18 protein-coding genes are annotated in these 20,831 nt (G+C 50.8%); 1 reads left to right on the forward strand and 17 read right to left on the reverse strand.

Annotated elements, in window-relative coordinates; all coding sequences use genetic code 11:
- Positions 1–55 precede the first annotated feature (55 nt).
- The 17 genes from AB1611_14795 to AB1611_14875 form a co-directional block, all read right to left on the reverse strand.
- Positions 56–1,162, reverse strand: coding sequence for a hypothetical protein (locus tag AB1611_14795; protein ID MEW6380859.1), 1,107 nt, complete (start codon positions 1,160–1,162; stop codon positions 56–58).
- A gap of 3 nt (positions 1,163–1,165) precedes the next feature.
- Positions 1,166–1,951, reverse strand: coding sequence for a prepilin-type N-terminal cleavage/methylation domain-containing protein (locus tag AB1611_14800; GenBank protein ID MEW6380860.1), 786 nt, complete (start codon positions 1,949–1,951; stop codon positions 1,166–1,168).
- 34 nt (positions 1,952–1,985) lie between these two features.
- A complete protein-coding gene (locus tag AB1611_14805; GenBank protein ID MEW6380861.1) occupies positions 1,986–2,444 on the reverse strand; it encodes a prepilin-type N-terminal cleavage/methylation domain-containing protein in 459 nt (152 codons plus the stop codon).
- Positions 2,437–3,036 carry a GspH/FimT family pseudopilin gene (locus AB1611_14810; GenBank protein MEW6380862.1) on the reverse strand — a complete coding sequence of 200 codons (600 nt, stop codon included), beginning with the start codon at positions 3,034–3,036 and terminating at the stop codon, positions 2,437–2,439. Before AB1611_14810 ends, AB1611_14805 begins: the two co-directional genes overlap by 8 nt.
- The gene (gene gspG / locus AB1611_14815; GenBank protein ID MEW6380863.1) at positions 3,033–3,503 is read right to left on the reverse strand and encodes a type II secretion system major pseudopilin GspG; all 471 of its coding nucleotides are present in this window, start codon (positions 3,501–3,503) and stop codon (positions 3,033–3,035) included. The genes AB1611_14810 and gspG overlap by 4 nt, the downstream gene beginning before the upstream one ends.
- Before the next feature lie 82 nt (positions 3,504–3,585).
- Positions 3,586–4,815, reverse strand: coding sequence for a type II secretion system inner membrane protein GspF (gspF, locus tag AB1611_14820; GenBank protein MEW6380864.1), 1,230 nt, complete (start codon positions 4,813–4,815; stop codon positions 3,586–3,588).
- Between the two features lie 48 nt (positions 4,816–4,863).
- On the reverse strand, positions 4,864–6,594 hold the full coding sequence (gene gspE / locus AB1611_14825; GenBank protein ID MEW6380865.1) for a type II secretion system ATPase GspE: 1,731 nt from the start codon (positions 6,592–6,594) through the stop codon (positions 4,864–4,866).
- Between the two features lie 230 nt (positions 6,595–6,824).
- The gene (gene pnpS, locus AB1611_14830; protein MEW6380866.1) at positions 6,825–8,612 is read right to left on the reverse strand and encodes a two-component system histidine kinase PnpS; all 1,788 of its coding nucleotides are present in this window, start codon (positions 8,610–8,612) and stop codon (positions 6,825–6,827) included.
- 3 nt (positions 8,613–8,615) lie between these two features.
- The gene (locus AB1611_14835; GenBank protein MEW6380867.1) at positions 8,616–9,302 is read right to left on the reverse strand and encodes a response regulator transcription factor; all 687 of its coding nucleotides are present in this window, start codon (positions 9,300–9,302) and stop codon (positions 8,616–8,618) included.
- Positions 9,303–9,350: 48 nt separating this feature from the next.
- Complete coding sequence (locus tag AB1611_14840; GenBank protein ID MEW6380868.1) at positions 9,351–11,060, reverse strand: hypothetical protein; 1,710 nt, start codon at positions 11,058–11,060, stop codon at positions 9,351–9,353.
- A gap of 41 nt (positions 11,061–11,101) precedes the next feature.
- A complete protein-coding gene (locus AB1611_14845) occupies positions 11,102–12,418 on the reverse strand; it encodes a hypothetical protein (GenBank protein MEW6380869.1) in 1,317 nt (438 codons plus the stop codon).
- Positions 12,419–12,435: 17 nt separating this feature from the next.
- Positions 12,436–13,236, reverse strand: a complete 801-nt coding sequence (locus AB1611_14850) for a class I SAM-dependent methyltransferase (protein ID MEW6380870.1) — start codon at positions 13,234–13,236, stop codon at positions 12,436–12,438.
- A gap of 4 nt (positions 13,237–13,240) precedes the next feature.
- Entirely contained in the window at positions 13,241–14,365 is a 1,125-nt protein-coding gene (locus AB1611_14855) for a DegT/DnrJ/EryC1/StrS family aminotransferase (protein ID MEW6380871.1), read from the reverse strand.
- Between the two features lie 29 nt (positions 14,366–14,394).
- Positions 14,395–15,408: an NAD-dependent epimerase/dehydratase family protein gene (locus tag AB1611_14860; protein MEW6380872.1), complete on the reverse strand. Its 1,014-nt coding sequence runs from the start codon at positions 15,406–15,408 to the stop codon at positions 14,395–14,397.
- On the reverse strand, positions 15,401–16,345 hold the full coding sequence (locus AB1611_14865) for a glycosyltransferase family 2 protein (protein ID MEW6380873.1): 945 nt from the start codon (positions 16,343–16,345) through the stop codon (positions 15,401–15,403). Before AB1611_14865 ends, AB1611_14860 begins: the two co-directional genes overlap by 8 nt.
- A 130-nt stretch (positions 16,346–16,475) precedes the next feature.
- Entirely contained in the window at positions 16,476–17,546 is a 1,071-nt protein-coding gene (locus AB1611_14870) for an HD domain-containing phosphohydrolase (protein ID MEW6380874.1), read from the reverse strand.
- The gene (locus tag AB1611_14875) at positions 17,543–19,273 is read right to left on the reverse strand and encodes an ATP-binding protein (protein ID MEW6380875.1); all 1,731 of its coding nucleotides are present in this window, start codon (positions 19,271–19,273) and stop codon (positions 17,543–17,545) included. Before AB1611_14875 ends, AB1611_14870 begins: the two co-directional genes overlap by 4 nt.
- Before the next feature lie 296 nt (positions 19,274–19,569).
- Here AB1611_14875 and AB1611_14880 point away from each other — a divergent pair, with 296 nt between their 5' ends.
- Positions 19,570–20,745: a response regulator gene (locus AB1611_14880; protein ID MEW6380876.1), complete on the forward strand. Its 1,176-nt coding sequence runs from the start codon at positions 19,570–19,572 to the stop codon at positions 20,743–20,745.
- Positions 20,746–20,831 lie beyond the last annotated feature (86 nt).

The raw sequence follows: 20,831 nt of genomic DNA on the forward strand, positions 1-20,831 counted from the left end.
ATCCTTAGCTGTTGATCATTCTCCCGATACAGGCGGCTGATCGGAACCATCGGCGTCATCCTGGTTGGTTCGGATCTTCGCTTTGGTTCGCTTCTTCGCTGTATTCGGGGATATAATTATCGTTCCAGTACAGGGGCTCCCAATAGGTCCGGGTGGGTGAATTGTCCCGCACTTGAAAAGAAGCCTTGATTGTGCTCTGCACAGGGGAACCTGTGATGACTGCTGTTGAGACAACCTGATAGTATCCGAGGTAAAAACTTTTGTTAGGCGGGGGATCAGTTTCACGATCCTCCTTTTGTTTCTCTGGTGATATGTTTCCCTCCCAGCCGAGGTCATAAGCTACCTGAATGATCGCAGAATCACTGATATTTTGCAAGAAACCAGTCTGAGGTTGAGGATTGATGCCCGCGTTAGCCAGATCCACATTTACCTTAAAATACCGTTTAAACTTCTTTACAATTTTTTCTTTTCTTTTGACTTCTTCCTCACTGTCTCCCTTTTCAGCCCGAAGGCCACGAATCAACCTCAGCTCATCCTCGCTATCAAAAGGGGCATCTTTACATGTATAACCCTTATCATGCCATTTATACCAGTCATCTTCCGCCCCAATGTCAGGCAATCCTCCACTTTGTGCTGATCCACCGGCAATATGGTCATTATCCACCCAATCCAGGATGGACTGGCAAATTTCGCTCACCTCAGATTCAGAATCTATCTCACAATACTTCTCCAGGAATTTTTTAATCATCTCTTCGCTTCTCGCACGATTGGCAGGATCAGCCAGCTTATTTAACGGCAATTTATCACTGGCGACCTCGAATTTATACCTGTACTGCCCGTCCCCTAACTTCTCATCTCTCCATGAGGGTGTTGCTTTAACCCCGCCATCTTCCCCCAAACCGAAAACCCAATCGGCGGCATTATTTTGATAATGCGGTTTCTGTTGGGTAGCGAGAGCTGCCAGTTCATACCGGCCAATCTCGATACCGGCCCTGGCCAGGTAATAGGCCTGAACTTCATCACGAAAATTTTTGGTTACCTCCACTTCCGTTCTCATGGAATGGGCAAACTCCAGAGCAACAAAACTCAGGAGCATCATGACCCATAAGACCATCATCAGAGCGACTCCCTGTTCATTCCTCCGGATCTTTCCCTTTTTCATCCGTCATCCCTGCCCTTGTCCTGGGATTACGTTTTCCCTCCGCTCTACAACCGGAATAGGGATATCAAAGCTGGTGACTATATCCTTTTCCTCTTCCCGAGCCTCTCCTTCCGGCTTTCGGTGAATGGTAACCCGAACCCTTTGCGGCAGATTGAGAAGGTACTTTTCTCCACTCTCCACTAATTCCAGCGGATTCCAGTCCTCATACCATTCCGGCTCGGCATCGATTTCCACCACCTCACCAGCAATTTTCTTGATACCGTAATATTGAAAGGTAATATCAATCACATCCGGATACAGAGAATAACGGTGTACCTGCGGTGCCGGGGTTTCCTCATCCAGGGGCGGTGGATACTGGGATAACCAGGGGCTTTCTTCCATATTCATGCCCGGCTTTTCCTCATCCTCACCAAGATAATACGAGACATACCGCAAAGTTCCTTTCTTCAACTGTCGGTCAATGCCGGAAGCTGTGGTAATCAAGGTCAGCTTATGAGCTTCTCCAAAAAACACTACTGTCCATCTCTGCCGGTTCCGGTCGAACGTTGCTTCTCCCGCTGCATCGGTCTCAAACTTGGGCGGTCTGAGGATTCCCATGCAGGATTTGATATCCTGTATCAGGATATCGAACACACACCGCATCCGCTGCTGCTCATCCAGTCTTTTCTCACCGGCCTCCCATGACCGGGTGCTTAACCGGAATCCTCCCATGATCACGCCCATGATCATGGCCAGGATGGTCAGAGAGATTATCACCTCGATAAGGGTAAATCCCTGTTCCTGTTTCATTCCTCAGAGTTGTCTCGCATACGGGGAAAAAATATCAAGAAGGCTTTTTATAAAACATTTTCACGGTGACCAGTTCCACACTTTTTTCGTTCTGTCCGCTTTCCCAGGTCACCCGAACCGTGATTTTTCGAAGCTGGAAATCTTTCTCATCTATCGAGGCATTATTTTTTGCCCACTCCTCTTCAAGCTCATCGATTATATAATCTTCATCGGTTATTTCCCATCGATACCCCTGGAACAGATCTTCTCCCTCTTTGGTTCCGAATTCTCCCTGCCGCTCTACCTTTTCTTCAAAATCTTCCACATACAGATAGCCCAGAATTTCATCCATTTTCGCTCTGGCACCCATCACCGCCCTGGTATAATCCGCCGACACCCTGGCCGAGTGCAGCGATCCGGAAAACAACTGGAAAACCGTAACCAGACCTATGGCCAGAATAGCTACCGCAACCATCACTTCGAGCAGGGTAAAGCCTGCCGGATCCTTACTCATTTTCAGTCGCTCTATCGACCTTGACCCTGCCCGTAATCGGGTCCACATCGATCTGATAAGCCAGATTAAGCTCTTTCATGGCCAGGGTAATTTTCCCTCCGCTCGATTCACCTTTGGGATAGAAGATAATCTCACCCACCATGCCGGACTCATCCTGCATTGGTTCCTCCTCACCCTGATCCTGGCAGGAGATGCTTACATCCTTGGTTTTCAGAACCTCGTATAAATCTATCTTGACTTCCCTATCCTTGATCCCCTGTTCACCAAGATCAGCCTTACCCTGGGCGGCGTTCGGATCTTCAACAGTCTGATCCCCGTCATCTCCACCTGTCTCTCGGATTACGCTCAGATAGACATAGGTATGATCATCCGGAAAAGTCACGGTATATTCTTTCTTCCGGGAAATCGCCATCTGCCTTGCATAGCGCAAAACTGCGGACAGCCTGCGGGCGGCTGAGCGCAGTTGCATCTTTTCCAAAGACTTTCCGATCTTTGGCGCAGCCAGGGCCATAGCTGCACCCATGATCACGATGACGATCACCAGCTCGATGAGGGTAAAACCTTTTTCCCCGGCAAGGATACCATCCTTCATTCTATTCCCGGTTCCCGGACTGGACCACCGCCGCCAGCAGTCTCTTCCCCTTCTTCCTCGCCGGTTTCATCACAAATGTCATCCTCGGTGCCTTGTTGCCCGTCTGGCCCCGGTGAGCATGGCTGCTCGTTCTCGGCCATGTAATAATAGTCGTTTCCCCAGGGATCTTTAGGTAATTTTTTTAAGTAGGGGCCATCCCATCGCCTGCCTAATTGCTCTGTATCTTCTACCAAAGCTTGGAGGTCTGGAGGATAATGTCCGGTATCCAGTCGATACGAATCGAGCGCAGTTTTAAACAGGGAAATCTGAGCACGCGCTGCCTTATCTCGGGCTTTTTCCACTTTACCAAACATCCTCGGCGCAACCAGGGCAGCCAGAAGGCCGATGATGATCATGACAATGAGAAGTTCGATCAAAGTAAAACCTGCATGTGTTGCTGTACATAAGATTTTTAAATGTTTTTTCATCTTCACAAACACCCCCTGCTGAATACAGCTAACAATAATAATTTAGTTTTTTTCTCCTGACTCCTGAGCTTCACAACCGGCTCTACATCGGGATATCGTTAATACCGAAGATAGCCATGAGCATCGAAATGACAATAAACCCGACCACAAGGCCCATGACCAGAATCAATGCGGGCTCCAGCATGGATACCATCCGCTTGATCGCTGTCCGCGTCTCCCGGTCATAGGCATCGGCAACCTTAAAAAGCATGGGCTCCAGTTGCCCGGTCTCTTCGCCGACATCGATCATATGAATGGCCATGGGCGGAAACAGGTGGCATTGAAGCAGCGGCTCGGATATCTTTTCCCCTTCCTTGATTCTGCCCTGAATCTCCTTGATGGCCTTGGCTAAAACAGCATTACCCATGATATCCTTGACAATAGCCAGGGACTGCAATATTGGCACCCCGCTCTGGACCAGAGTCCCCAGCGTTCTGCTGAATCGCGAAACCTCGATTTTCTGGGTTAAATTCCCCAGGACCGGAAGACGCAGTTTCAGGGAATCCCACTGCCATTTGCCGCTCTCCGTTTTCAGGTATTGGCGTACCGAGAGAACCAGCAGGGCAATCAATCCCGCAATTACCCACCAATAGGAGACTATCATACCGCTGAACCCCAGCAGCAGTCTGGTAGACAGCGGAAGTGTCTGCCCCATGTCGGCAAAAATCTGGGTGAATTTCGGGACCACGAAAGTCAAAAGCACAACTACCGCCCCTCCGCCGACCAGAGTCAACAGCACCGGATAAACCAAGGCGGAACTGACACTCTCCTTGAATTCCTGGGAGCTCTCCAGAAAATCTGCCAGTCTGCTCAAGACGTTTTCCAGAACGCCGCCCGATTCCCCGGCCTTGACCATGCTGACGTAGAGCTTGGAAAAAACCCGGGGATGACGGGCCAGGGCATCGGTAAAATGACTTCCGCCATGTACGTTCTTCTGGACATCAGCGATGATCTGGCTCAATTTTTTGTTTTCGGTCAGCTCAGTCAGTACGGTCAGGCTTCTGTCCAGCGGGACTCCTGATGAGGTGAGGGTTGCCAGTTGACTGGTAAAGATCAGGACATCCTTTTTTTTCACCCTCTGGCCAAACGAGAGGGAAAGCTTTTTTTGCTCGGTCGCTGCCGCAGCAGATGTTTTTCCTTTCTCTTCAACTTTGATGGGGAAATAATTCGACTCCTGCAGCCGGGTAATTACGGCCCTCCTGTCTTTGGCCTCAATACTGCCGGTAACAAGCTTGCCAAGCCGATCCGTTGCCTTATAGGTAAAAACCGCCATGAAAAATCTTTATCCTCATCCGAATCTCAGTATCGAAGGTAAATTGGGCTATATTCCGATAGCGTCCAGGATCTCAGCTTCATCCTCTTTGGTAACCCGCAGGACCTCTTCGATGGTGGTGATGCCTTTTTTCACCTTTTCCCAGCCATCGTCACGCAAAGACTTTAATCCACCCTGCATGGCTTTCTGCCGGATAATATTTGCACCAGTCTTCTCAACGATCAGCCTTCGAATTGTTTCATTGACGATCAAAAGCTCATACACGCCAGACCGCCCCTTGTAGCCGGTATTTTTACATTCCTCACATCCTTTTCCCCGATAAACGATCGTGCTTTCTTTCTGCGGCAGATTCATGCTGGCCAGAACCTTTTTATCCGGAATCACCGCCTGCCTGCACCGTTTGCAAATGGTCCGGACCAGCCTTTGAGCCAAAACTCCTTCCAGGCAGGAGGCCACCAGGTAGCCTTCGACTCCCATATCCAGAAGCCGGGTAATTGCTCCACACGAATCATTGGTGTGCAGGGTGGAAAATACCAGATGCCCGGTCAGGGCGGATTGGATGGCAATTTCCGCTGTTTCGAGGTCGCGGATTTCTCCGATCATCATGATGTCGGGGTCCTGCCGGACAATAGAGCGCAATCCGCTGGAAAAAGTCAAACCAATCTTTGTATTCACCTGAATCTGGTTCACTCCGCTCAACTGATATTCCACCGGGTCCTCGACGGTGATGATTTTTTTATCCGGCGAATTGATTTTATCCAAAGCTGCATACAGGGTCGTTGTCTTGCCGCTTCCCGTAGGGCCGGTAACCAGAATAATTCCATGCGGTTTCCGAATCAGCCCCTCAAACTGGACCAGCTTATCTTCCGGAAAACCAAGGTCCTCCAGGGTCAATAAAATGCTGCTGCGGTCAAGAATTCTCATGACCACACTCTCTCCATAAAGGGTGGGAACCGTGGATACCCGAAGATCCACCTTTTTCCCGGCAACCCGCAGCCTTACCCTTCCATCCTGCGGCAGGCGTCTTTCGGCAATGTTCAAATTGGCCATGATCTTTACTCTCGAGGTAATCGCGGCCTGAAGTCTCTTCGGGGGAGACTCGATATCATGCAGAATGCCATCGATTCGCAGGCGCACCATGAGCTTGTCTTCAAAAGGCTCAATGTGGATATCACTCGCGCCGTCATCAATCCCGCGGGTAATAATCAGATTGACCAGCTTGATAATCGGGGCTTCGGAAGCCATATCCCGCAGTTGATTGATATCTTCATCCTCACTGGTGCTCACCAGTTGCATTTCATCTTCATTCATATCCCCGATGATCCGCTCCATGGTTGTTGCCCCGCCGCCATACTGCCGGTCAATGGCGGATAGAATGTCACTTTCCTTGGAAACGAAGAGTTTCACCTTACACCCGGTAAAGAGGGATATCTCGTCAATGGTGGAAAAATCCAGAGGTGCGGCTGTGACAATGGATAAAACGTTTTCCTTCATCTCCAGCGGAAAAAATTTGTACTGCTTCATGAACTGTGGAGAAAAATCGATTCCCAGGAATGGCGTCTCCGGATATTCCGAGGCGGACAAAAACGGCAGCCCCAGATATTCAGCCAGGGCCTTGTAGACGTTTTCTTCGGAAACCAGACCCAGATCCACCAAGACCTTTTCCAGAGGCTGACCGGTAATTTTCTGCTCGGAAAGAGCTCGATTCAGATCCTCCTGGTCAATCAGCTTTTGATTCAGCAGCAGCTCATAAACTCTCTTTTTATTATGGCTGATCATGGAACCTCTAAAGACAAACTAAATGTAAACAAAGACGTTGATTTTCAAAATAATATTTACAGTATATCTGATCCGGGATACTAAGTCAATAATCATGTATCCCGATTTCTGGCCTGCACTTCCATTTTAGATAGCGAAATACCACAGATACGTGGCAGGCCGGTATCATTTTATGTAGCATAATATTACCAGTAATACAAGGAAAATGGAATTGCGAGAGGAATCATGCCCTAAATATCGCTTCCTGGCAGGCAAATGGAAAAGGTGCTCCCCTTGTCCGGTATGCTCTCGACCAGGATGCGGCCGCCGTGGGCCTGAACGATGTGTTTGACGATGGCAAGCCCCAGGCCCGTGCCGCCGAGCTTCCGGCTCCGGGCTTTATCCACGCGGTAAAAGCGCTCGAATATCCGCGGGAGATGTTCCCTGGGGATGCCGCACCCCCGGTCCCGGACTCTGATCACGATCTCCCCGCCTATGCTGGCCGCTTCGACCTGGACGGCACTTTCTGCGGCACTGTACTTTATGGCATTGTCGATCAGGTTGATAACAGCCTGTTCGAGAAGCGGCATATTGATTTTTGCCGTGAGACTATGGTCACAGGAAAGATCAATACGCACTCCCTTCTCGGCCGCTTTGCCGGCACATACCAGAATAGCGGACTGAAGAACTGCCTGTATCTGACCTTCCTCAAGAACGATCTCTCCTTTTTCAGCCTCCTGCTCAATCCGGGAGAGGCTCAACAGGTCTTCGATAATGGCATCCAGACGGTCTGCGTGCCGGGCAATGATATCGAGGAACCGCATCCTGTCCTGCGGGCAGTTGACAGCTCCATCCCGAAGCGTTTCAACAAATCCCTTGATCGAAGTGATAGGGGTCCTCAGCTCATGAGAAACATTGGCCACGAAATCGCGGCGGACATTTTCGAGCACCTTGAGCCGGGTAATGTTATCCAGAACCAGGAGGGCGCCGATACTCTCCCCCTTCAGGTCCCGCAAAACAGTACCGTGAGCCTGTAAAAACCGTTCCGTGCCACGGTAAAGGACAATATCACCCTCGACCGGCTCCTGGCTTGAAAGTGTTTTCGTTACCAGACGCTGGAGATCGGTATTTCTGATTACTTCCTGGATTGTCCGGCCCTGTACTGTCCTGGTTTTGACCTCGAAGAGACGGGCAGCGGCCTGGTTGAACCGGATAATGCGCTCATTCATATCGACCACCAGAACCGCCTCATCCATGCTGGAGAGTACGGCTTCAAGCTCGTTCTTTTCCTGGGTGATGGTGCGTATCCGATCACCCAGCCGGCTGGCCATCCGGTTCATCCCATCGGCCAGGGAACCGATCTCTTCCGGATCCGGCACTGGCAGGCGGTAATCAAGATCACCCGAAGTAAAGTGCTGTATTCCCTTTTCCATTTCCTCAAGGGCTATATCCACAGGCCGGGAAACAATCAGACTGACGACTGCCGCAATCAGGGCCAGCAGCAGGGCATACACGGCAACCCCGGGATAGATGATCGCCTCGAGAATCCTGCCATTCGAAGGCAGCGGTGCAGATACGCGGATGCTTCCTTCGATATCCCTTCCCCTTGCAACCGGAATTGCCAGGTACAGGACATCTCTTTTCAGCTCGAAGCTGTACCTGGTCGAGATGCCAGTATCACCGGCCAATGCTTTCTCAAATTCAGGATGACTTCCGTGATTGCCCATGCGGGCAGGATCTTCCTCCGAATCGCCAATGACCTGGCCGGACGGCAGAATAACCGTAATCTGAGTTTGCAGTTGTGAGCCGGTTTCCTTGCAGAGAGCATCCACCATGCGGGCGCTCGTCTCCGACAGCTTTCCCTCGACCTGCCTTTTGACCAGCAGGGCATGGGCTTTCAGAGCAGCGCCCGTCTGTTCACGATATACCTGCCTGAGCACCCTTGACGCCTGCCAGGTCACTACCAGCAGGGAGAGCAGGATAATAAGCAGATAAACGAGGTAATTTCGCCACAGCAGGTTTTTTCTTTTTGGTATCATCTCTTATTCTTTGAGCCGGTACCCTACTCCCCGCACGGTCTCGATATACTCGCCGGCCTTCCCCAGTTTTTTCCTCAGGCCAACGATCTGCACATCCACCGACCGGTCCGTGACTGCATAGCCATCCCCTTTGACTGCATTTATAATCTGATTGCGGGTGAATACCCAGCCCGGTCTTCGCATCAGGAAGCACAGGATGTCGAATTCGGTCGCCGTAAGCTCTACGGGCTCCCCGTCCACCATTATCTGGTGCCGGGCAGGATACAGGGTCAGATTGTGGACACTCATGGCCGGGGCGTTATCCGACTCACCCTTCCTGCGCCTTCGCAGAGCCGCCCTGATCCTGGCGATCAGAACCTTCGGGCTGAACGGCTTGGTTATATAATCATCAGCACCCAGTTCGAGACCGGTCACGATATCGGCATCCTCCCCCCTGGCCGTCAGCATGATGACCGGGATATGGGATGTTTTGGCGTCACCCTTGAGCGCTTTACAGACATCGAGGCCATCGATGCCCGGCAGCATAAGATCGAGCACGATGAGGTCCGGCATCCCTGCCCTGGCCCTGGCCAGGGCCTTCTCACCGCAGGTGACTCCCTCCACAAGATACCCTTCCTTGAGGAGGTTGTAGCGTATCAATTCCAGAATATCTTCTTCATCATCAATAATCAGGATTTTATGGTGCGGCATGTGTATTCTTTCCTGTCAATACCGGTTTCTTCACCAGTTTACCTATACCTATATCCAGACAGGCTCCCGGAAGCCATCTTTCCTGTGATAAATATAGCTCGTTCCCTCCAGGAGTCCAAAAAGTCTCTCACGGGTAAAGGTCCGATAGAGCCTGAGCCCTGGCTGTTTATCAGCCAGACTCTCATCCCCGGTAACGAAAAATTCCGCCATAGGGTGAAACTTATACCAGTTGATGGGTCTTCCGACCGTTACATTTTTATATGCCTCGGTTATGCAATCAAAACTATAGAAATGATTGAAGCCTAACCCTCCATTGATCGCACAGGGAGGGACGCCCTCATGCACAAGAGTTTCCCCCGCTGTCCATTCAAGGTCCAGACTCAGCCGGTGTGAAGCGACCTGAAAGATAACCAGGGAATAGATCAGGGCCAGAGCAACGACCAGGGTTTTCTTCTGCTCTCCTATCCAGGGGAAACGGCTCAGGAGAAGGTAAATCATGAGAATGGAAACCGGGAAAATGTAGCGGTCATATTGCAGTCCGATCATAATAGCTACCAAAAGATAAGCGATTCCCCACAGGTAAAAAAACCTGAGGCCAGGGTCATCCTGCCCTTGCTCATCGGGCGGTTTTATATTTTTCCCCTGCATGCCCTTCCTGTGCACCTTCTCGGCAGGTTTTTTATCTTCTTTCCGGTGAACGAAATACTCCAGCATCCCGGTCAGGAGGATTACGGCCCCGGCCCAGCTCAGTCCGGTCAGGAGAAACGAGGCCGTATCCGGGCTGAGAACCGGCACATTAAATATCCTGGTCAAAGCGCCGATCGAAAATATACTGGGCAGATAGGGCATCGGGCGATTGTTTTTCAGATAGAGGATCATGGTTCCGGCTGACACCGCAAGCACGGATATCAGGGCACGGGAAAAATCAAGGTGCAGTTCCTCTCCCCTTCGAGGATTCATCACCAGGGCAAGAGCAAAAGTGATAAACAGCGGCGCAAGGTACACGGCACTGTAGTGAAGGGAAAAAAGAGTGTCAAAATACAGTCTGGACAGCAGGGTCAGGGGATTGGTCAGGCTTTTGATAATGGCCAGATTACTGGATACAGAGGTACTATACGATACGCTGCTGTGAATAATTTTTCCCCCGAAGAGGCACAGGTAAAATAAGCCTATGGAGATGAGCGGGATCGCCGATGCAGCCAGGCTGTGAATCAGGGTTTCTTTTTTCAGGGACTTTCGATAAATCAAACAGACAGCCATGAGGGCGATCGACAGGGAAACAGCATGCTGCCTGGTCAGGACAGCCAGGGCAGCGAAGGTGCTCCCCAGGTAGAGAAAGAGCGGTCGATTCCTCCTTAATCCCTTGATAAAAAACAGGATTGAAGCAATAAGGTAGAACATGAAAAAGGGCTCGGTCATATACCAGTCTATCATTTTCAGCCAGATTGGATTGATCAGCATGGTCAGCGAGCCGCAGACAGCCGAAAACCGGTTCAGGCCCAGTTCGGATAACAGGAGATAGAGGGCTGCAAGGGCCAGAAAATTGACCAGGTATACGGAAAGGTGCAGGACCTTGAGCCGAAAGCCGAAGAGGTGACACAGGATATTGCTGAACAGCAGTTGCCCGACGAGGGAAGACGCGGAATAGCTGACATCGATCGTATTTGTTTCATAGAGGATCCTGGCCGATCGGGCATAAACCCCGGCATCTCCATGAGCCCAGTTATAGTCGGATGAGATAACAAGATAAGATACCACCAGGAAACACAAGAATATTATCAGTGGCCAGGCATGCCTTTTTAAACCGACGGACATCGTGATATCTCCCATCTGCGATCCCTGAAAATTTTTACTGCCGAAGAGAATACCATAAAAAAGAAGATGACATTAACGATCGAGATGATCAGGGCCAGATCCACGCCAATCACTCGATTAAAGGGTAAACCATCTCCCCGGATGCCATAGAAAATAAATAAATTCAGGTTTGCACAGACAACAACAGCCAGGAGCGTTCGCAGGTGAGACCTGTCCGTCCAATAGAGCATGATCACCAGAATGCAGGCCAGAAAAAAGTGGTTTTCATGTACTCCGGTGTTAAATATGCAATAGGCCAGATACCCGCTCAGTGAAAACAGGACCAGGTTGGCAAACGTTTTCTTTTGCTTGAAAAACATCAGGAGCGTCGCGGCGTAAAAGGCAAAAAACAGGAACCTGGGCAGGAGTGTTATTGATACGTCTTTGGTCATAATGTATTCCGCTAAACCATTTTTCAGCGGGCCAAACCGCTCAGGCGAAAAAACATGGAGGAAATGGGTCAGTATCCAGTTGAAATTCAGAGCATTTCCACTGAGATATGCATGGGACGTGGCCCGATTGAACGCCCGGAATATTTCACTGCCGAAAATCCAGGGAAAAAGGAAAACCGCTCCCAGACAGGGTAAGCCAGCGGACAGGAAAAGCCTCTTCAAATCAGCACCTTTCAGATCCTTGATGTTTTCTCTCTTCAGGCCATAGAGTGCAATGAAGGGGGCCAGGATAAGGGGCTGCCATTTTATCATGCAGCTCAGGATGAAAAAAACCATAGCCAGGGTCAGTTTTTCTTTTTCCAGCGCCCAGAATGCTATGATCAGCGCAGGGGCAAAATAGATGTCCAGATAACCAAGTGCCATGCTGTTCATGACAAGAGAGAGCAGCAGCACTGAGGCGAGGGTAACATCTTTACTCCAGACGGCAAAAAGCAGCGAGCTGAACACCAGGAAAATAAACAGGGACAATTTGAAGCCTGAAAAGGCATTGATATGCAGAAAATCAGATGCCTTGAAAACCATAAACAGTATTACCGTACTCAAGGGAGGATAATCCCTGCCATTGGCTGCATATCCGTTGACAATCCCCATCTGTCTGGCATTATTGATCCAGGCTCCCCAGATATTTACATCCGAGGTTCCGGGTGCATGAAAAAAAGTCAGTGATACGATACATACCAGAAAAAAGATCAAATACTGCTCAACCCTGATACCGGCTGCTCCGTTCGGTACGGCTGCCAGCTTGCAGACGGCAGGTTCAATCTGTGCCTGATCGCCGGGCCGGGTTTTTTCACTGCATTTGGTTTTCATCTTTGATTTCCTTATTGTTACTTCTTTTCAGCCACACAAAATACTGACAATCCAAAGGGAAAGGTCAGGCCGCGAAACAGCAGCGCATTCTCGAAGGTCAGAATACCATACAGCAGCCTGTTAAGCCATGACGGCAGAGGCCGAAGGTCTGATGCAATCCTGCATCGTCCCTGCCCGCTTCTCTCCGACCTCCCGTCCGGTGAGAGCGTCCTTCTGATAATTCGTGCAGCAACTGCTGCCGGAAAGAGCAGGGCATTTCGGTACGTCAGCACCTGGATGGAAAACCCATGCTCTTGCAGCTTCTGCCGCAGGTCCCCGGCCCGGTACCTTCGCCTGGTGTGAACAGCCAGATCGTGCGGGCTTCGTAAAAATTCGAAAGCCGGCAGGTTGAGGATCAGAAGACCGCCTGGCTTCAGGATCCGGTGGATTTCGACCAGGGCTTCCCGGTCGCTGTTCACTCCGGCATGATACAGAACATCCAGGGAGGTAACTGCATCAAATGCCCGGTTATGAAAAGGCATCCGGCAGATCGAAGCCTGAACAATGCTGCCAAGACCGCGCGCCTTCAGGAATGGCAGGGCATGTTCGGAAAATTCAAGCCCACAGGCGTGGTATCCTCTGGCATGATATTCCCTGCACTCTGCAAGCAGCTTTCCGGTACCGGCCCCGGCATCTAAAATTCTCGCCGTTGATATGTGCCGCTGTTCATACCGGCTGATAAACCGGTCCAGGCAGCGAAAAACGATATCCCGCAACCCCCGGTACCACCAGTAATCCTCCTCCAGCCTGAACATGACTGCATATTCATGCTTTTCCACCTTGCTAGCATTCCTTCCCGCCAGTTTCCCGGATAATCCGGCAGATGTACTCGATGTGCTCATCAGTAAGCTCAGGATACAGGGGCAGGGAAAGAATCTCTGATGAAAACCGCTCGGATACGGGAAAGTCGCCCCGGGTGTAGCCTAACCACTGGTATGCTTTCTGGTAGTGGACCGGAAGGGGGTAATGGATACTGGTGAAGATGCCGTTATCCGCCAACCGCTGCCGCAGCCTCTCCCGCTCCGGTGAGCGGACGACGTACAGATGGTAAACATGCCTGGCGCAGGGTGCCTCTACAGGCAGGGTCAAGCCGGTATCAGAAAGGAGCGTGCGATAGAGCCCGGCCAGGCTTCTCCTTCGGTTGTTCCATGCATCGAGGTGGCGCAGCTTCACCCGCAGGATCGCTGCCTGTAATTCATCGAGTCTGCTGTTGCAGCCATGAACGGTGTTGTAATATTTTTTTTCTTCTCCATAGTTTCGCAGCATCCGCAGTTGTACGGCCAGCCGGTCGTCATTGACCGCCACCATCCCGCCATCTCCGTATCCGCCAAGGTTCTTGGTCGGATAGAAGCTGAAGCAGCCCGCATCGCCAAGAGTCCCCACCCTGGCTCCGCAGTATTCTGCTCCGTGGGCCTGGCAGGCATCCTCGATCACCCGCAGTCCGTACAGTCTGGCTGTTTCAAGGATCGGCCCCATATCAGCGGCCTGGCCGTATAAATGCACCGGGATAACCGCTTTGGCCTTCAGGGGCGGGGTTTGCGCCTCCAGATAGGCTTTGAGCTTCTCGGGATCCATGGTGAAGGTTTCAGGATCGATATCGATCAGAACAGGCCGTGCTCCAGCCAGCACAATGGCCACAACTGTCGGGACAGCGGTGTTGGGGACAGTGATGACCTCGTCCCCTGCTCCCACTCCGCAGGCCGTGAGGGCAAGCCTGATGGCATCGGTCCCGGAGGCGACGCCCACGCAGGAGCCTGCCTGACAGTAAGCGGCAAATTCGGTTTCAAAAGCCTCCAGTTCTTTGCCCAGAATGTACCAGCCGCTTTTCAATACCCTGGCCACAGCCTGGTCAATCTCTTCCTGAATGCTGAGATACTGCTGATTCAGCTCGAAAAATGGAATTCGCATGGGGCTTGCCGAGACAGATTATCAATAAACTACCAATACCAGTTTTTAAATTTCCGGTAATACTCCACAGTCCTTCGGACACCTTCGATCAGGGGAGAGCGAGGCTCCCAGCCGACGATCCGTCTGATTTTGGAAATATCCGAATAGAAATGGCCGGGCTCCTGGGCAGCCCGCTCCGGGCTGAAGGGAGCAAACTCCCATTGGCCGCTCCCGGCTGCCTCGATAACGGTCTTAGCCAGTTCCAGAAAGCTCGATGGTTTGTCATTTCCGACATTGAATACCTCGCCGTACGCCTCTTCGGTCGCAGCGCACAGCAGAATGGCTTCAACCGTATCGTCGATGTAGAGGAAATCCCGCATCAGGGATCCGTCACCAAAGACCTTGATAGTGCCGTTATCAATGGCCAGCCGGATGAACCAGTTGGCGACGCCGAAGCGGTTGTGCTTCATCTGTGCCCGCTCACCATAAATATTGGTCAGGCGCAGGGTGATGGACCTTACGGAATGGTTATTGTGGTAAATCTGAAACAGCTTCTGGGCCGTCAGGCTTGACAGTTCGTAAATGCCTTTCGGATTGATCGGCGTATCCTCGCTGACCGGCAGCCTGGCAGCGGGACCGTACTCCCCCCGCGTTCCCGTATAGATAAGCCTGGCCGCAGGGTTATAGCGCTTACAGGCTTCCAGCAGGATTGCCGCTCCCTTGATATTGATATCGATATCGGGGAATGGATTCACCAGACTGAGAACATGATCGTTTTGGCCAGCCAGATGAAAGATATAGTCCCGGTTGCGGACCAGGTACCTGATGCTGTTTTCATCTCTGACATCGCTGAAGTTAACCAGAACCTTATCCCTGACCGGTTCGATATTGAAGAGGTTCCCGCCGTGATCCTCGATCATCGCGTCGAGAAGTGTCACCCTGGCCCCAAGCTCAACAAGCCTGATGGCCAGATTACTGCCGATAAAACCCAGTCCTCCCGTAATCAGGATATCCTTGCCGCCAAAGCAGCCCAGCTTGTCCTGCATATTTATTACATTATCCATGGCCGTTCTTCTTTGCCCCTCCCTGGTATATCCCGCGGACCACAAACTGAGGGGTCTGGTTATTGCTCAGGAACATGCGGCCAAGATATTCACCTACAAGGCCGAGCATGAAGAGCTGGACCCCGGAAAAGGCTATGACCGTGACAATCAGGGATGCCCATCCAACCGGGGTAGAGGGGTTGGACAGCTTTTCCGCGATAACCATAATGCCCAGGATAACGCCCAGGCAACTGAACATCAGCCCCAGTATGGAGCTGATCCGAAGAGGCATTACCGAAAAGTTCACAAACATGTTGAGCCACAACCGGACCAGCTTCCGGAAGGTGTAGCCTGAGCGGCCATCCTGCCGTTTATCATGCTGGACCTGGACCCGTCCGATGTTCCGGGTGCATCGAAGGGCAAGACCGTCGATGTACGGATAAGGGCCGGTATATTTAACGATCTCATTAACCACAAAACGGCTCAGGCACTTGAAGCTTGACAGGTAGAGCCCTCTCGGTTTTTCCAGCAGGATAGTGGCCACCTGATCGTTGAACCAACTGCCCAGATTTCGCCCCCAGGAATGCTCCTTCCTGCGGTAATAAGTGTAGACGATATCATACCGGTGCCTGACCGCTTCATCGACCAGAAGGGGCACTTCCTGCGGAGGATTCTGAAAGTCATCGTCCATGATGACGATATAATCCCCATCAGCATACCGAAGACCAGCCATGACAGCGTTATGCTCGCCAAAATTTTTTGCCAGGTCAATGAATTTCACGATCGGGCTGTACTCCTCGCTCAGGGCATGGCACACGGAATAACTGTTGTCCGGGCTTCCGTCATTCACCAGAACAATCTGCAGTCCTTCAGCCCCCATGGTGGCGATGAGCTTGTCAACCAGCCCCCTGATTGTCCGGGCACCATTATATACGGGGATAACTATGGTGATCAGCATAAGTTTTTATCCTGTATTTTCCTGCCCAATTATACCAGTATGGAATGAAATAACCAAGAAAATAAAGACTTGGACACAGGGTAATATTTCACCCCGGTGAGAATGGGGGGGAAAGAGCCTCGCCCGGACCTCAGCGAGGCTTATCGATTTCGAGAATGTCCGGTTTTCTCGCTAACACGGTCAGAAAGGCTTCCACTACTTCAGGATCAAACTGTGTTCCGCAGCAGCGCTGTAATTCCGAGATAGCATACTCCAGGGTCTGAACCGGTCTGTAGGGCCGGTTGGAAAGCATGGCATCGAGCGAATCCGCTACTGCCAGAATCCGTGAGGCCCGGGGGATTTTATTTCCTTTCAGTCCATCCGGATATCCTTTCCCGTCCCAGCGCTCATGATGGTGCTCGATAATTGCCATCTCAGGCTGCAGGAGGCGAAGGTGCTTGAGCACCTTGGTACCCAGGACCGGGTGTTGTTTTATTTCGGCGAATTCCTCATCGGTGAGGCGGCCTGGTTTGTTGAGGATGGCATCGACTATTCCTATTTTTCCGATGTCGTGGATCAGGCCCGACTGTTTCACCTGATCGACTTCCTCGCGGGAGAGGCCCATTTGTTCGGCGATTTCAACCGCATACTTCGTTACCTTCTGGGAATGCCGGTAGGTGTAGGGATTCTTCAATTCGATCAATTCACATAAGGCCTGAATCATGTTGATGTATTCCCTTTTGAAGAATTCCTCTTCCAGGGAAATCTGCATTTCCCGCGTGCGGTCTTCGTTCCCGCTTTTTTCCCGCTCTGCAAGGATTTTTTCAAGCCGCTCGTATAATTGGCAGATATTATATGGCTTGGCAATAAAATCATTAGCACCTAACCGGTAGGTTTCCACATTCCGTTCATAGGTACCTACGCCGGTAATGATGACTACCGGCAGATTCCTGTTCTGCTCCCGGATTTCCTGAAGTGTTTTAATACCATCAATCCCTCCCGGCATGTTGATGTCCAGCAGCACAATATCCGGATGACATTCCGGTATTAATTTGAGACATTCCTCTCCACTCGAGGCCAGAAGTACATCGTATTGAGTTTTCAGAATACCACTGAGTACTTCCCGATCCTCCTCACGATCATCGACGATGAGCATAAGCGGGGCGCTCCGACTCTCCCTCTTCACCCTGGTATCTCCTTGTATGGGATTGGTAATGTTCATTGCTGCTCCTCAGACTGCCGGACGGCTGAAAAAGCCGGTTCCGTTCTTTCACCACAATGGTGTGCGGGCAAGAAACGGTCCACATCTCTTGCCGATTCCATCCATTTTTTAATATATTCCTGATTCTCTCTACCAATATCGATAAATTCCAGACCCACATCATACGGCAGGCTGTGGCGGCCATAGATTTCCTGAGTCCAGGTTACCTTTCCCAAAACCGGAATCGGAGGGGAATCATCCGGCAATTTCACAAACAGTTTCATGAATTGATCTGGCGAAATATATTTTTGACAGGACAAGCGAAGGCCGCTGGCGCTGATATCCCTGGCTATCAGCATCTCGGTTTGGGGTATGCGGTAAACTTCAACCGATGCCGCCAGTTGCCGGCGCGATTCTCTTCTCTCCAGCGGCAGCCGCACTATAAAGGATGCCCCCTTTTCACGCCCGGCAACAACCTCCACACTCCCGCCATTCAGGGCAATGAAGTGCTCGACAATCGACAATCCCAGCCCCAGTCCCCTCTTATTTCCGGAAGTCATAAAAGGGGTGAATATGGTATCCCTGATTTTCTCGGAGATGCCCTTGCCGGTGTCGCGCACGGAAATTTTCACTGACTGGTATTCCTTTTCCGTGACAAGAGACAATTCCTTCTTCTCTTCCCCTTCCATAGCCTCGATGGCATTCTGGATAAAATTTACAAACACCCTGGTCAGTTGTTCAGGCTCACCCGCGACGAGTATCTCCTCAGGATGATAATGGCGCCGCACATCGATCGCCTTTTCCCGAAGAGGCACCGAGCAGATCTCAAGGACCTGGTCCAGAAGCTGATGAAGCGGGACAGAGCCGGTCTTCGACCTGACAGGACGAACATATACCAGCAGGTCTTTAATAATGGCTATCGCCCGGCTGATCTCTTTCTGGGCAATGGGGAAGAACCTGTCTGCCACGTCCGCTCTTACTGCCTCCCTCCACCGGGAGTCCTGGTCCAGGAGCTGGAAAAATACATTGATGTTATTCAATGGGCTGTTTAAATCGTGGGCAACCTGGAGTGCCATTTTCCCCCAATTCGCGTAGATACGCTCTTCTATTATCCGGGTATAAATCCTGATCTTATCAATGGCAAAGGCTGCCTGACCGGCTATTTCCTTCAGGGCTTTTAACTCTCCCCGTGAGTAATGCGTTCCATCCGGTTTTTGGCCCACACTCAACAGGCCGCTGATATCGCCATCGTCAGCCCTTAAGGCCAGGCAGAGCCGGGCACCGAGATTTTCCAATTCCCGAAGCTCTTTCCCCTTGGCCGTACGGCATTTCGAAGCGGGCAAATCCCTCTGTGTCAGGAAATTTTTGCCGGTGGACAGAAACCACTGGACAATTGCCCCATCGATATCCGGCATGCGATCTTCCGCAATATCCAGATTTCTCTGGGCCTGGAGTACAAATTTTTTGCTCTTCGGCTCTTTCAGCACAAGCGATACAGGACACGAAAGAAGCTGATGAACCGCTTCGATGAGGAAGTCAGCCATGTTCCGGATGTCCATGTGCTGGTGAATGCCCTTGACGATGTCTGCTGTCTTCACGTCAGCTACCTTTACTCCACTCCTCCCCCTTGAGGCAGGGAGCCCCTGTGGCAGGGGAGGCTGGGTGGGGGTGATGGTTATTATCACCCCTCCTTTCGAGAAAAAGAAAATGAGGAACGTCTGTCCATGAACGATTGCACTGATCGTCATAGTTATCGGCCACACTGGTCAAAAACTTGTTGGAAAGATTTGCAGGGAGCATGACAGATATCGGAGACGCAGGGGACATGAATCACTCAAGGTGCCAAATTTCCGGGCAGTTACGGAAAATAGCGTAAAAAAATACAGAAGTTGCCTGCATAATGCGCCGAAAAGATTTTCAACAATGCTTATACCCCTGTATGATGAGGTATGTCTTTCGGATTTCATAGGAAAAAGAATGCAGGCTGTTTTATAAAACCAGTTACCGGCAATTACCGTTACCTTTGCAAGGAGAGACAAAAATTTTGGCGGATCGGAGAGAAAATGAGCTGAATTACCTGGAATATCCTATCCTGCTGGTCGATGACGATCATATGGTATTGGAGTCCCTGCAGATATATCTTGAGGACAATTTCTCGTTAGATACTGCTGATGATCCGGAAAAGGCTCTTGAGATGATGCAATCCAAAGAGTATGCAGTGATCATCTCCGATCAGCGGATGCCTAAACTGGAAGGTTGTTCTCTGTTAGCCAAAGCACGAGAGATATCTCCACGCAGTATCAGAATACTGATTACCGGATATACGGATCTTGAGGCTGCAATTGAGGCTATCAACAAGGGCGAAATATACCGCTTCATTCCCAAACAGGTGTCGAGTGAAGATAAGGAAATATTAATCAAACAGGCTGTCGAGCTGTACCATATCCGGGAAGAACGGGACCGGCTGCAGAAAGAAAATGAGCAGATGCTCAAAAAGCTTGCTGCCCAGCAAAAGCTGTCCGCTATCGGCCATTTCGGCCTCAGGCTCAATGAGTGGTTATCGTCGCTCATAGGAGGTTTAACCAGACAACTGGGGGAAAAAAATCTCGATAAAAACCTGACCCTCCAGCTCAGCAGGCTCAAATCTCTCATGCAGAGGATTGACGAGGTATACCGGCTTACCGATTTTGATATTCCCAGGCTCCAGACGCAAATGGAATTCGATGATCTTAATCAGGTGGTTCTTCTCTCGATAGATTATACCAGAGCTTTTATCAAAAGAGGGCTTCGCCCGGATTGGCAAGGGATCAAAATCAATACTACCCTGGATGCCACACTTCCCAGACTCTATATGGCCAAGGGAGCCGTACAGATCGCCATTGAGGAACTGCTGATCAATGCCAAGGAGGCTATCGAGGAAAACCGTCTGGATAAGAGCAATTTCACTGAAGAAGGGATTATTGAGCTTAAGAGCTGGCATGAGACCCGTCAGGGAGAAAATCGCGTCTACCTGACAGTCACCGACAATGGCTGCGGGATAGACCCGGAAAACCTGCAGGATATTTTCAAACCCCTTATGAGCATCAGTAAGTATCCGGTTGACCGTCCCGGGATCGGGCTCAACATCGTCGAGCAGGTAATGGCTTTCCATAACGGGCTGGTCCATGCAGAAAGTACACCGGGTCAGGGATCAAAATTTACCCTTGAATTCAGTGGGTGATCTTCAAAAGATTCAAGATGCTATGCCCTTTAATCGATAGCTGTCTATCTAAATCGATCGTTTACTTCTCTTGTTTCCAAAGCAAT

Source organism: bacterium (assembly GCA_040755755.1).
Classification (GTDB): Bacteria; SZUA-182; SZUA-182; order DTGQ01; family DTGQ01; genus DTGQ01.

Excerpts from the sequence above, each read along its gene's own strand:
- AB1611_14795 (MEW6380859.1), bottom strand. The coding sequence starts at position 1,162 with ATGAAAAAGGGAAAGATCCGGAGGAATGAACAGGGAGTCGCTCTGATG.
- AB1611_14800 (MEW6380860.1), bottom strand. The coding sequence starts at position 1,951 with ATGAAACAGGAACAGGGATTTACCCTTATCGAGGTGATAATCTCTCTG.
- AB1611_14805 (MEW6380861.1), bottom strand. The coding sequence starts at position 2,444 with ATGAGTAAGGATCCGGCAGGCTTTACCCTGCTCGAAGTGATGGTTGCG.
- AB1611_14810 (MEW6380862.1), bottom strand. The coding sequence starts at position 3,036 with ATGAAGGATGGTATCCTTGCCGGGGAAAAAGGTTTTACCCTCATCGAG.
- gspG (MEW6380863.1), bottom strand. The coding sequence starts at position 3,503 with ATGAAAAAACATTTAAAAATCTTATGTACAGCAACACATGCAGGTTTT.
- gspF (MEW6380864.1), bottom strand. The coding sequence starts at position 4,815 with ATGGCGGTTTTTACCTATAAGGCAACGGATCGGCTTGGCAAGCTTGTT.
- gspE (MEW6380865.1), bottom strand. The coding sequence starts at position 6,594 with ATGATCAGCCATAATAAAAAGAGAGTTTATGAGCTGCTGCTGAATCAA.
- pnpS (MEW6380866.1), bottom strand. The coding sequence starts at position 8,612 with ATGATACCAAAAAGAAAAAACCTGCTGTGGCGAAATTACCTCGTTTAT.
- AB1611_14835 (MEW6380867.1), bottom strand. The coding sequence starts at position 9,302 with ATGCCGCACCATAAAATCCTGATTATTGATGATGAAGAAGATATTCTG.
- AB1611_14845 (MEW6380869.1), bottom strand. The coding sequence starts at position 12,418 with ATGAAAACCAAATGCAGTGAAAAAACCCGGCCCGGCGATCAGGCACAG.
- AB1611_14855 (MEW6380871.1), bottom strand. The coding sequence starts at position 14,365 with ATGCGAATTCCATTTTTCGAGCTGAATCAGCAGTATCTCAGCATTCAG.
- AB1611_14860 (MEW6380872.1), bottom strand. The coding sequence starts at position 15,408 with ATGGATAATGTAATAAATATGCAGGACAAGCTGGGCTGCTTTGGCGGC.
- AB1611_14865 (MEW6380873.1), bottom strand. The coding sequence starts at position 16,345 with ATGCTGATCACCATAGTTATCCCCGTATATAATGGTGCCCGGACAATC.
- AB1611_14870 (MEW6380874.1), bottom strand. The coding sequence starts at position 17,546 with ATGAACATTACCAATCCCATACAAGGAGATACCAGGGTGAAGAGGGAG.
- AB1611_14875 (MEW6380875.1), bottom strand. The coding sequence starts at position 19,273 with ATGACGATCAGTGCAATCGTTCATGGACAGACGTTCCTCATTTTCTTT.